Annotated in this window: 11 protein-coding genes; 9 read left to right on the top strand and 2 right to left on the bottom strand. The window is 42.5% G+C overall.

Features of this window, described 5'->3' with window-relative positions:
* The first annotated feature begins 162 nt into the window (after nt 1-162).
* From M8E35_RS23205 to M8E35_RS23185, 5 genes are all read left to right on the top strand, one after another.
* The gene (locus tag M8E35_RS23205; RefSeq protein ID WP_252473054.1) at nt 163-870 is read left to right on the top strand and encodes an N-acetylmuramoyl-L-alanine amidase family protein; all 708 of its coding nucleotides are present in this window, start codon (nt 163-165) and stop codon (nt 868-870) included.
* Between the two features lie 107 nt (nt 871-977).
* On the top strand, nt 978-2,147 hold the full coding sequence (locus tag M8E35_RS23200; RefSeq protein ID WP_252473052.1) for a glycosyl hydrolase family 18 protein: 1,170 nt from the start codon (nt 978-980) through the stop codon (nt 2,145-2,147).
* A 189-nt stretch (nt 2,148-2,336) separates the two neighbouring features.
* Nucleotides 2,337-2,888, top strand: a complete 552-nt coding sequence (rnmV, locus tag M8E35_RS23195; RefSeq protein ID WP_252473050.1) for a ribonuclease M5 — start codon at nt 2,337-2,339, stop codon at nt 2,886-2,888.
* Nucleotides 2,872-3,696 carry a 16S rRNA (adenine(1518)-N(6)/adenine(1519)-N(6))-dimethyltransferase RsmA gene (rsmA, locus tag M8E35_RS23190; RefSeq protein WP_252473048.1) on the top strand — a complete coding sequence of 275 codons (825 nt, stop codon included), beginning with the start codon at nt 2,872-2,874 and terminating at the stop codon, nt 3,694-3,696. Before rnmV ends, rsmA begins: the two co-directional genes overlap by 17 nt.
* Nucleotides 3,697-3,890: 194 nt before the next feature.
* Nucleotides 3,891-4,487: a DUF8453 domain-containing protein gene (locus M8E35_RS23185; RefSeq protein ID WP_252473046.1), complete on the top strand. Its 597-nt coding sequence runs from the start codon at nt 3,891-3,893 to the stop codon at nt 4,485-4,487.
* A gap of 5 nt (nt 4,488-4,492) precedes the next feature.
* On the opposite strand, the gene M8E35_RS23180 is transcribed toward M8E35_RS23185, so the two are convergent.
* Nucleotides 4,493-5,359 carry a glycosyltransferase family 2 protein gene (locus M8E35_RS23180; protein WP_252473044.1) on the bottom strand — a complete coding sequence of 289 codons (867 nt, stop codon included), beginning with the start codon at nt 5,357-5,359 and terminating at the stop codon, nt 4,493-4,495.
* Between the two features lie 97 nt (nt 5,360-5,456).
* On the opposite strand from M8E35_RS23180, the gene yabG reads away from it, so the two are divergent.
* Nucleotides 5,457-6,299, top strand: coding sequence for a sporulation peptidase YabG (gene yabG / locus M8E35_RS23175; RefSeq protein WP_252473041.1), 843 nt, complete (start codon nt 5,457-5,459; stop codon nt 6,297-6,299).
* Nucleotides 6,300-6,428: 129 nt separating this feature from the next.
* Here yabG and M8E35_RS23170 read toward each other — a convergent pair whose 3' ends face one another.
* Nucleotides 6,429-6,767 (bottom strand): L,D-transpeptidase, encoded by a 339-nt coding sequence (locus M8E35_RS23170; RefSeq protein WP_252473038.1) that lies wholly within the window; start codon nt 6,765-6,767, stop codon nt 6,429-6,431.
* A 222-nt stretch (nt 6,768-6,989) separates the two neighbouring features.
* On the opposite strand from M8E35_RS23170, the gene M8E35_RS23165 reads away from it, so the two are divergent.
* The 3 genes from M8E35_RS23165 (at nt 6,990) to ispE (ending at nt 11,644) form a co-directional block, all read left to right on the top strand.
* The gene (locus M8E35_RS23165; protein ID WP_252473035.1) at nt 6,990-7,790 is read left to right on the top strand and encodes a cyanophycinase; all 801 of its coding nucleotides are present in this window, start codon (nt 6,990-6,992) and stop codon (nt 7,788-7,790) included.
* A 94-nt stretch (nt 7,791-7,884) separates the two neighbouring features.
* Nucleotides 7,885-10,542: a cyanophycin synthetase gene (gene cphA / locus M8E35_RS23160; RefSeq protein ID WP_252473033.1), complete on the top strand. Its 2,658-nt coding sequence runs from the start codon at nt 7,885-7,887 to the stop codon at nt 10,540-10,542.
* 250 nt (nt 10,543-10,792) lie between these two features.
* Complete coding sequence (gene ispE, locus M8E35_RS23155) at nt 10,793-11,644, top strand: 4-(cytidine 5'-diphospho)-2-C-methyl-D-erythritol kinase (RefSeq protein ID WP_252473031.1); 852 nt, start codon at nt 10,793-10,795, stop codon at nt 11,642-11,644.
* Nucleotides 11,645-11,655 lie beyond the last annotated feature (11 nt).

Below are 11,655 nucleotides of genomic sequence, written 5' to 3'. Positions count from 1 at the left end.
TAAAACAGAGTCAGTTAAATTTTGGCTATAGAGCCTCTTTTTCTAACTGTCTATTTTACAGGGTCCATTTTAAAAAGCGAGGGCCTCTTTTTATACTAAAAAGTATATCTTTATTTATCAGCACATACTCTTTAATAGAATCGCGAAACGGGGGAGTGCTGAATGCGATGGCCAAAAGTGATAATAGGAACTAAGTTTGCAATTTTGCTTGTCATTGGTGTTATGTGTACACTGGTACTCTCTGTATTTTGGCAAGGTTCAACTGCTGTAATCAGTCAATTTGAAAACCGTTATGTGGTAATGCTCGATCCGGGGCATGGAGGATACGATCCTGGAGCGGTTTCCTCTCAGGGTATTTATGAAAAATCGATAAATCTTAAAATTGCACAAAAGGTGAAAGAGATGTTGATGCCAAGTGGAATAAACGTATTTCTTACTCGCGAGGAAGATCTAGATTATGTTCCAAATGGGGTTAAGGGAAAAACAACAAAGAAACAAATAGACTTGAACCATCGTATTGAAATGGCTAAAGAAGAAAAAGCGGATATTTTTGTCAGTTTGCATGTTAATGCGACTTTAACGGGTCAAAATTCTGGTGCAGAAACGTTTTATCACTATAAGTCTGAATCTGGAAAAAGGTTAGCAGAATTAATTCAACAAGAAATGATAAAAATAAATGGAATGAATCGCAGGATTGCAAAACCGGGAGATTTTTATATCATTAAAAACACTAGCATGCCTGCTGTTATTGTTGAAGTCGGATATCTGTCAAGTACTAAGGAACAGAAGAAATTGCAACAAACTTGGTACCAAGAACAACTATCCAGAGCAATTGCCAAAGGGATTTCTAATTATTTTGAACTTCCATAATTAGCTTAAATAGGATATTAACGCTCTATTCTTAGATACATAACCTCTTTTTGAAGCGGGGAAGATAAAGTCAGTTACCGAATCTAGATTAAGGAGTTGAAGTGCGCATGAAACGGTTTCTGACTTTATTGGCGACTAGTGCCTTGGTTTTAAGCCTTACCGTGACAGGATGTACGAATGTACAACCACCGGCTGGTCCCGAAACACCACCGGAGCAAACGGCACAACTGCCAGAAGCCGAGGCAGGGGCAACACGCGAATCTGTATTGGGGCCAGAAAAGCGAGTTGTCATGGGATTTTATACTGACCAAGAGGGACCTGTACCTAGTTCAAAAGAAACTACTTTGAAAAATGGAAAGCTACTAAATGAAGTTGCGTTTTTCTGGTACTCTTTTGACGCAAACGGCAAAGTCATTCCGACAGGAGAAATTGATCTAAAAATCAAAGATCAGGTTCAAAAAAATGGAGCCAAGGCCTATGCTTTGGTGCATAACATGAAATTAAAAGGGACGGTTGGCTTTGATGAGAATCTAGCGCATAGTATGTTATCAAACCCAGGGAAAAGGTCAAACTTAGTAACAAACTTGGTTAATCTGACAACTAAAGATAATTGGGACGGAATTTCTATCGATATTGAGAAAACCCCTCCTGGAGACCGGGATAATTTTTCTGCTTTTGTCGCAGAGCTTAAGAAAGCGCTCCAAGCAAAAGATAAAGTCTTAAATATTTCTATCCCTGCAAAATTTGCAGATTATCCGTCAGATCTATGGTCGGGTGCGTATGATTATGCTGCCATTGGTAAATCTGCAGACCAAATTATTCTAATGACCTATGATGAACATGGACTGGGTACAACCCAAGGCCCGGTAGCTTCTGAGGGATGGGTTGATCGAGTTATTAAATTCGCAGTGGGAAAAATCCCTAAAGAAAAGATTGTGATGGGTCTGCCAGTATATTCATTTGACTGGGGAACAAACAAGCCCACAATGCCAGATTATCTGTCCTATGCTCAAACGGTTGAGAGAGCTAAAAAGCATGGTGTAGAAATTCATACTGACCCCAACGCTAAAGTCCCACAGTTTACCTATACCGCAAATGGGATACGGCACGAAGTCTACTTTGAGAACATCGCCAGCTTAAGAGCCAAGATGGACGATGCGCTTAAATACAAGTTACATGGTGTTGCTATTTGGCGTTTAGGTATGGAAGATCCTCAGATCTGGGATCAGCTAATTAAGACGTATGGAACAAATAAAGATACCCAAGAAAAGAAATAAACTTCTTAAATATTTAAAAGATATTTAAAAGATATTTAAAAGGCTGTAGCGAAAAAACTGTCAATTTATCAGTTTTCGTTACGGCCTCCTTTTTAATGTATAACGGGTCAGCCAAGTTTATAACCCGTTTATTTGAGTATTTCGTCATTCTCGGTTAAGATATAGGAGTTGAAAACGGAGGAATCAAGGATGATAAAGGAACTCATAGTTGTAGAAGGGAAAAATGATGCGCATGCGGTGCGCCTTGCCCTTGGGGAAGTTGATATAATTTGGACCGATGGTTTTGGGCTGACTAAAAAGAAGTTAGAGTACATTGCAGAAATGGCTAACCGACAAGGGGTAATTGTTTTTACTGATCCGGATACAGTTGGGGAGCAGATCCGAAATCGCATTCGAGCGCATGTTCCTAAGGCCAAGCATGTTTATTTGACAAGAAAAGTTGCAATAAAAAAAGGAGATATCGGGGTCGAAAATGCAGCCTTAGAGGAAATCCGTCGCGCCTTTTCTGATATTAAACAAGATCAGGGAACTCCAGACCAGAAGTTCACTATAGAGGATTTAGTGCATACAGGGCTTGTGGGGTTTGCGCGAGCCAGCGAAAATAGGTTAGCTCTTGGTCGCAAGTTGGGAATCGGGGATTCTAATGCAAAACAATTTCTCCATCGATTGAACCGGTTTGGAATTTCCCGTGAGCAGTTTTTTCAAGCAGTAGAGGAGGTGCAACGTGGAGACTTCAGCTGAATATACTCAACGTCTCGTAAAATATGGGGCACGTGCGCATAAATCAATGGGTCAGGTTTTTTTGATAAGTGATGAAGTAATTGAAAGCATTGTTTCTGCCAGTACATTGGAACCAGATGTTCCTCTAGTAGAAATTGGACCAGGTCTCGGAGTGTTAACTCGTGCTCTTGCTCCAAAGGTACCGAAGATGTGGGCAGTCGAGTTGGATAATCATAAGATTAGCATTCTCAAAAAGGAGCTAAAGGAACACCCCATAGAAATTGTGCATCAAGATGCGTTAAAGCTTGATTTGAAAGATTTATGGGGAGACAGAATGGGCTATTTGGTAGGAAATTTACCTTACTATATTACCAGCCCGCTGATTATGCACTTTCTAGATCAGGCAGATCAACTAAGTGGGATGACGATTATGGTTCAAAAAGAAGTGGCCGATCGGATCGCTGCGGGCCCAGGAAGTAAGACTTATGGAATTTTATCCATTGCTGTTCAGATTTCTGCCAAAGTTACTAAAGTTAGGGATGTTTCGCCAAGTTCATTCTGGCCGGTTCCAAAGGTAACATCAGCAGTAATTAGGTTAGACCTTCGCCCTTACCCAGGGTTCAATGTGAATAAGAGAGACTTCTTTCGAGTGGTTAAAGCTGCCTTTAGCCAACGGCGAAAGACCTTAGGCAATTCGTTGGCCGGCGGGCTGGGGCTAAAAAAAGAAGAAGTCATTGAACGTATGCAAGGTGCCGGAATTTCGGATGGCCGGCGAGCAGAGTCACTGAGTATTGAGGAATTTCAAGTATTAACAAAAGCCTTCCTGTAAACCGGGATTAATTCAATGTCTCCAAAAGCTCTCCAGGTGGAGGGCTTTTATATTTAACGGACAATATTTCGTCTAAGGGGCATAAAACAAGAGAAATATCCAAAACATAAATGGGGTTCATTAACGTATAGCCTAATTCATGGTACGAAGCAGACTTATGAGGTTGGTAAGATTAATGGAGGGTGAACTGAAGTTTGGGAAAAAGTATTAAGCATAGCTCAATAAAATGGTCGAGCGTTATTGGTACGGGAGCAACGTCTGTGCTTGCCATTACAGCGCTAATCACTGTCTACTTAACGGTTACCGCCTGGAAGGTTCAACAAGAGACAACACGTCCTTATTTTGTGTTAAAGGAGTCTCCAAAAGTAGAGCTAGGCGATGAACTTAGTTTAGAATTAAAATTCAATAACGTGGGTATACACCCGGCCATTACTCTCTCTAGTACGACTGTCGTCTTTGATGAGCAGTTATCAGCAGAGCCGATTTACTATGATGAGTCATCAATTGTCAATGAAATACCTAAGGATGCTGCCTCAAGTTTGGTTATGAACATACCTAGTGACGAGCTTTATCCTAAACAACTTAATATTAACGAGCATTACGTGGTTGTTGACTTACAGTATACAGATCCCATATTGGACAAATCGTATAATCAAACGATTTATATGAAGTGGAGTGGAGTGCGAGAAGGAAAACTGCAACCGACTGTCCATGTGCAAGTAGAGGAAAAGGATGAAATAGTTGATTACTTTCAAAAGCATAGTATTGATCCAAAATTAAGAACTCAATAAACTCCTTATCGACCCTCGGAGGAGTTCGAAATAGGAAGAGAGGATCCTGGAATAATGATATGTTGCTCATAAAACATGCCTTGAGACTTAAGGGATTGTTCCCAATACTCCAGGAGATCAAAACGTCTTTCCGGGTGATATCCCAATAAATTGTGTTTACCCAGTGAACGAGACGGGGGTTCATTTTGAACCAGAGATAAGCCCATTAGGCAATCTCCAATGATGGTTTCGGCAATCAGACGGGCATGACGCCGGTGTTTTCTAGGAGAATGGAGCGCTTCGTGGGGAATGGATGCAACTACCTTAATGGTTAAGTTACTTTTCTTAGCCCAATACAAAGTGAGCGGGGGAATTGCAATTGCTTCGAGAGGAAGACTCTGCAAGGCTCGTTCTGAAAGCGCATGAGGTCCGTGTGTGGGGGTTGCGAGGCCAAGACTTTTAAACAAGTCTAGTTCACGGTTGAGTTTGGCTCTGAATTTAAGGACGAGATTAGCGAGCTTTTGACGATGTGGAATGTAAGGATAACAATTTGTAAGAGCAACATCAATTCCTGACTCAATGGAAGCAAGGAGCTTAACCAGATTCTCATAGATATCTCCCGACATATCTCCATCGACAAATAGTACTCCTTTAACTCCTAGATGTCGCGCATAGAGTGCTCCAATGGCTCTTGGTATATCAATTCCCAGAGGGTCAGAGAAATAGAGAATATGAATTCGAGTATCAGGGATTGAACGGATAAGTTCAAATGTTCGGTCTGTGCAACCGTTGAGAACTAAAATGATGTGGCTGATAGGAAGGCGGAGAATGGTGGTCAGAGTTGCCAAGATGCTCTTTTCTTCATTTTTAGCAGGAATAATGGTTGCGAACATCGTGGGGGGCCCCCTTTAACTTAACTTGCTATACTATATGCCGTTTAATGATGTTCGACATAGTATATAGCAATAAAAAGGAAAAGGAGGTCAATCTATGGTTCAGGTTGGGGATATTGTTGCGCGTCTCTCTCATCAACAAGATATCTATTTCCATGTTGATAAGATACAGGGGAGTTTAAAAAGCAAAGGTTCGGGTTTAGTGATTCTTAAAGGTCTGAATTTAAGACTGTTAGCGGATGCTCCTATCTCCGACCTTGTACTAAAGAGTTCCGTTGAAGTTGCTAACTATGAGCGCGAAGATCATAAAATGATTTATCAGAAATTACACAAATTAACTAGTCAAAGGAAGACCGCTCAAGACGATCAAAGAGAATTTTTTGAGATACCGGGCCGGGTGTTACAGCTCGATGGGGACCAAGATTATTTACACCAATGTATCAAGACCTATCGACAAATGGGAATCGAGGCTAAGGGAATTTGTAAGTCGGAAATAGAACAACCAAGGGTTATACGGGAAATTCTGCAAGAAAATCCCGCGGATATCTTGGTGTTGACAGGTCACGACGGATTGATTTCGGGAAAAAAGGATTTTCATAACATGGATAGTTATCGCAGTTCTCGCTATTTTGTGGAATCTGTCTTAGAGGCTCGACGTTTTCAGCATAATCTAGATGCATTGGTGATTTTTGCAGGTGCCTGTCAATCAAATTATGAAGCAATTCTTTCCGCAGGAGCAAATTTTGCTTCCTCTCCGAAACGCATGCTAATCCACGCCTTTGACCCTGTTTTTATCGTTGAGAGAATTGCTTTTACCCCCACTGACCAAATTGTTTCGGTAAAAGATATCTTGACACACACGATTACAGGCACGGATGGGGTTGGCGGAGTTGAGACGAGGGGGCAGATGAGACGAGGGTATCCTCGAAGCCCTTATTAAGGTAAAATCAGGCAGACGACAGTTAGTTTTGATGCTTAGGGTGAAGTTAGACACAGGGCAGACGCGGGAACGGTTTTGTTGTCATTTAGACAAGAGAACCGTTTCCCGCGTCAGTTTTTGTTTAGAAGGCTACTTTTGAATGGTTACCAGGGTCCCAATTTCGACGGTTTGATATAGGTATTCAACATCATGGTTATGCATGCGGATACAGCCTTTCGAAACAGCCTGCCCAATGCTTGAAGGGTTGTTAGTACCGTGAATTCCATAATGAGGGATAGAGAGTCCCAACCAACGACTGCCAAAGACTCCACCAGGGTACTCCATTTTTGTGGCAATGGTGTAATGGCCCAGCGGAGTGGGGGTTGATCCTTTGCCTACTGCGACAGGATAAGAACAAATTCGTTGAGTCCCTTCATAGAGCTCAAGCAATCGACTGGCCGTATAAATAACAATTTGGCGGTTGGGCATAGAGCAGAAGCTCCTTTCTTTCTTAATAATTTGGTTCTATCTCATGCTATGTTCATGATTTCTGAATGTTCGTTGCATAATTAGACCTATTCTAGGTGGAGACTATAGGAGCTTAGTTCCGCAGAGTTTTTTTCATTTGGAAGTTAGTTGAGCTTATTCAGGGACGCAAGCGATATTCGATGTTCCGTGTTCGAACCACGATTTTGGACTGGAGGGATCAGTTTGACAGAACATGTGGAAGGAAAACTGCTTATTATTGGTGGAGCGGAAGATAAAAAGAACGAGTGCAAAATCCTTAAGCGTTTTGTCGAGGAATCAGGCGGCAGAGAAAGCCGTATTACAGTACTGACCGCTGCGACGGAATACCCGCTTCAAGTAGGGACAGAGTACCATGCCTTGTTTCTAGAACTAGGGGCCAAGGAAGTTCAAGTTCTCGATGTTTCAGACCGAATCCAAGCAAATAGGCAAGGCATTGAAAATGAATTTGAGAAGTCAACTGGGATTTTTTTTACAGGCGGTGATCAACTTCGGATTACGGGATTGCTAGGAGGTACCTTGCTCGGTCGGAAACTGCAACAGTTGTACCAAAACGGAATCATTATTGCAGGAACCAGCGCGGGAGCCTCAGTCATGTCGGATACAATGATTGTCGGTGGAGAAGCAGGAACGGCGAAGAAAAATACTTTGTCGATGGCCCCGGGACTTGGACTGCTTCGTTCTGTGGTAGTTGATCAACATTTTGCTCAGCGTGGGCGAATAGGCAGACTTTTATCTGCAATTTCACAAAATCCATATGTTCTTGGCGTGGGAATTGACGAGGATACCGCAATTTTAGTGCAGTCTGATGCAAGCTTTTCGGTCATCGGAAGCAATACAGTAACAGTGGTTGATGCATCCACTTCGACAACTACGAACGTCTCGGAAACAACTCCAGGACAATCCCTTGTACTAAGCCCAATTTTGATGCATGTTCTATCCGAGGGTTATGGTTTTGATCTAAAACAGAGGGTTTCCCTGCTTTAAGCAAAATGAAACTAATGAGGAATACCAAGAGGGAAAAAGGTTAAAACTAGTGAAGGATATTAACCCATCGCTTTTAAGGAGGAACAAAAACAAAATGGAGATTAGAGAAATCCAAACAATCGAGGGGGCTAATGTTTACAGCCATCGCCCAATTATTCGAGCGATTGTGGATCTCCAAGAATGGACAGAACGGTTTACTAATGAACTGGAAGATTTCAGAAAACGACTCGTCGAACATTTGCCCACATTGGATGAGCACTATTGTTCGCGGGGTAAACGTGGCGGATTTCTAGAACGGTTGCATGAAGGAACCCTTATTGGACATGTCGTTGAACATGTAACTATAGAGCTTTTAACTCAAGCAGGGCAAACTATTAAATATGGCAAAACCATGGCTGTATTAGATCAACCTGGTTGGTATGAGATCATCTTCAATTATGAAGTAGAAGCTGGCGCAATTGAGGGATTTAAACAGGGATTTTTGCTTGTGCAAACTCTTCTGAATCAAAACTCTTTTGATGTGTCAACAGCAGTAGACCAAATTAAGGCGGTCATGGCCAAATGTGAATTGGGGGTTTCTACGCAGGTAATTGTTGATGCTTGTAAGGAACGCGGAATTCCAGTCCATCGCCTTAATGAGGGGAGCCTGTTGCAGTTGGGGTATGGTCGGAACCAACGACGTATCCAAGCGACGATTACTGATGCAACATCTAGCATTGGGGTAGATATTGCTTGTGATAAAGAAATGACGAAAAAGATACTTAGTGAGGGCGGGGTACCTGTCCCTTGCGGACATATTGTCAGAACGGAAGAAGAAGCTGTGGAGGCTTTCCTTGATATGGGAACCACGGTAGTGATCAAGCCGTTGCATGGAAATCAAGGGAAAGGCGTAACTCTTCAGCTTACAAATGCGGCTGAAGTTAGAGCCGCGTTTAAAGTTGCGCAAACTTATGGAGAATGGGTTATCATTGAAGAATATATTGAGGGACAACATTATCGTTTGGTTGTGGTTGGAGAACATCTAATTGCCGCTGCCAAGAGAGTTCCGGCTCATGTAACAGGGGATGGGAAATCGACAATTGAGGAATTAGTTGTTCAGACCAATGCTGACCCATTGCGTGGAGATGATCATGAGAAGGTTTTAACGAAAATTAAAATCGATTCGGTAGTGCTTTTGAACTTGACTCTCAAAAACTTGACCCTGTCTTCTGTTCCTGAAAAGGGAGAAGTGGTATATCTGCGGGACAGTGCCAATCTAAGCACTGGAGGGATTGCCGAAGATGTAACCGATCTCGTACATCCTGATAATGTGGATTTGGCAGTCTATGCCTCGAAGTTGATCGGGTTGGATGTTGCAGGCATAGATTTAGTCATCGAGGATATTGAGGCATCCTATCGTGAGAGAAGCGGTCATATCATTGAAGTAAACGCAGCTCCAGGAATTCGTATGCACCATTTTCCGAGTAAGGGAAAAGCGAGAAATGTGGGTAAAGCAATCGTAGAGCAAATACTGCCTGCCGGAAATGGACGCATCCCAATTGTTGCGATCAGTGGCACAAATGGTAAAACAACAACTACTCGTATGATTGGGAAGCTACTTGCAGATCAGCAACTTTTAGTAGGAATGGCTTCTACAGATGGGATATATATTAATAAAAAGATGTGGGTTAAAGGAGATACTACTGGCCCGGAGAGCGCTAAAGCTGTCTTAAGACATCCCCAAGTTCAGGTCGCTGTTTTAGAAACAGCAAGGGGTGGGATTTTAAGATCAGGTTTAGGTTATGACTATGCGGATGTAGCAGTAATCACCAATGTTTCAAATGATCATCTAGGGCAATATGGAATAGAGACGCTAGAAGATATCGCTCATGTTAAAAGCCTCATTGCTGAGGTGGTTATGCCTCATAGTTATGTGGTCCTGAATGCGGATGATCCTTATGTTGTTCAGATGGCAAAGCGCACGCAAGGAAGAGTAATCTTCTTCAGTACGGAAAAAGATAACATTCATATTCGCAAACACTTGGGGAAAGGCGGAACGGCTGTTTTTGTACGGAGAGGTACGATTTTGCTTTGCCAGGGTTCAGAAATTTTTCGGATTTGCTCCGTAAAACAGATTCCTGTGACGTGGGATGGCAAGGCAAAGCATAATATCCAAAACACCTTAGCTGCAATCGCGTCAGGCTGGGCACTTGGAATAGGTACAGCAACCATTAGAGATTCTCTTCAAGAATTCTCATCGGATGCAGAGCATAATCGCGGACGACTTAATCTATATGAACTTGACGGGGTCCATGTGTTTATTGACTATGGTCATAATGCAGCAGGCATTCAAGAGATTGCCAAGACTCTTAAACAATTTAAAAAGAAATCTCTTGTAGGATGTATCACTGTGCCAGGAGATCGGCCAGATGAAACAGTTCGTGAAGTAGCGCGGATTGCAGCAAAGGGGTTCCAGCGGTTAATTATTCGTGAGGATTCTGATTTGAGAGGGCGAAAACCTGGGGAGATTGCTCAATTGCTTTATGATGAGGCGATACTAAGTGGAATGGCTCCCAAAAACATAAAGGTAGTACTGCCAGAAATAGAAGCTTTCTCTCAGGGACTTGACAGTTGCGTGCCAGGAGACACATTTGTGATGTTTTATGAGCACTTAGAGCCAATCGAAGAGGAGATTCGCAAGAGAATGGAATTGCAAAAGGCCTTGTCCTATATACCAACTCAGAATGATTGGGTTGTTGGTGGAGAATTCTAGGGCTTGAGACAGACAAGGGAAAGTTGGTATTAAGAGTTAGGAGGGGCGAGGATTATCTTCGCCCCTATTTGTTTGTACAGTCAGAAAGTATAAAACTCATCGTTATATACTTTCCAAGCATAAGTACAACTTTGGCAGCCGTCAGCCAAGTTTTCTAAAAGATTTTACCCAGAGAAGTGCTGGAACTTAAACCTAAAAATATGTATAATGAAAGGAAATACTCTGGCAATGTTCGGAAGAGGTAATGCAAATGGAAGGATCTTTTCTTACAACGTTCGCAAACGCGAAGATTAATCTGGCTCTAGCCATTCAAGGAATTCGAGAAGATGGGTATCATGAGCTTCAAAGTGTCATGCAATCCATTGTAATGCACGATATTGTTCGGGTTCGTCGTCATGGAGAAACGGTTGTATGTCGTTGTGGAGCATTAAGCGGCCCTAAGAATTTGGCTTATATGGCTGCGGTAGAGTTTTTAGAACTATGTGGACAATCCGAAGGAATTGAAATTGAGATCGAGAAACATATTCCGATTCAAGCCGGATTAGCTGGAGGGAGTACGGATGCGGCGGCAACACTGAGATTATTAAATCAGCTCTATGGAGAACCTTTGAGTAAGAAGGAGCTTCTTGCACTGGCGAGCAGGTGTGGGGCAGATGTCGCATTCTGTTTACAGGGTGGAACGATGTGGGCTACTGGACGGGGCGAGCGACTTGAACAATTGCCCTCAGCTCCCAAAATGAATCTTGTTTTAATTAAACCAATTGATGGGGTGAATACCAGGGAAGCTTACCGTCAGTTTGACGTGGGAGGACAGGGAGGATTGTTAAGGAAAATGGACTGGGAAAAGGCTCTAAGCGGGAATTCGGTTCAGCAAATCGCCGAATTGCTATATAACGATCTTGAGCCGGCCTCGATTCAACTAGTTCCTAATATCCTCGAATATAAGCAGAGTTTACTCGACTCAGGGTGTTATGGAGCCTTAATGTCTGGCAGCGGCTCGAGTGTATTTGGGATTGCACAAGGAGAGCAACACGCCATGAAAGTAGCGGAGAAGTTGAGAAAAAAGGGTTTTAAATATGTTTGGGTGACGAATACTATTTGACAGTAATTGTT

Origin of the sequence: Desulfosporosinus nitroreducens, assembly GCF_023897015.1 — a bacterium.
GTDB classification, from domain to species: Bacteria; Bacillota; Desulfitobacteriia; order Desulfitobacteriales; family Desulfitobacteriaceae; genus Desulfosporosinus; species Desulfosporosinus nitroreducens.
This window is presented reverse-complemented; position numbering and strand designations above follow the sequence as displayed.

What these genes read in the sequence shown, in the direction of transcription:
- M8E35_RS23205 (WP_252473054.1), top strand. Translation starts at nt 163, where the DNA reads ATGCGATGGCCAAAAGTGATAATAGGAACTAAGTTTGCAATTTTGCTT.
- M8E35_RS23200 (WP_252473052.1), top strand. Translation starts at nt 978, where the DNA reads ATGAAACGGTTTCTGACTTTATTGGCGACTAGTGCCTTGGTTTTAAGC.
- rnmV (WP_252473050.1), top strand. Translation starts at nt 2,337, where the DNA reads ATGATAAAGGAACTCATAGTTGTAGAAGGGAAAAATGATGCGCATGCG.
- M8E35_RS23180 (WP_252473044.1), bottom strand. Translation starts at nt 5,359, where the DNA reads ATGTTCGCAACCATTATTCCTGCTAAAAATGAAGAAAAGAGCATCTTG.
- yabG (WP_252473041.1), top strand. Translation starts at nt 5,457, where the DNA reads ATGGTTCAGGTTGGGGATATTGTTGCGCGTCTCTCTCATCAACAAGAT.
- M8E35_RS23170 (WP_252473038.1), bottom strand. Translation starts at nt 6,767, where the DNA reads ATGCCCAACCGCCAAATTGTTATTTATACGGCCAGTCGATTGCTTGAG.
- cphA (WP_252473033.1), top strand. Translation starts at nt 7,885, where the DNA reads ATGGAGATTAGAGAAATCCAAACAATCGAGGGGGCTAATGTTTACAGC.
- ispE (WP_252473031.1), top strand. Translation starts at nt 10,793, where the DNA reads ATGGAAGGATCTTTTCTTACAACGTTCGCAAACGCGAAGATTAATCTG.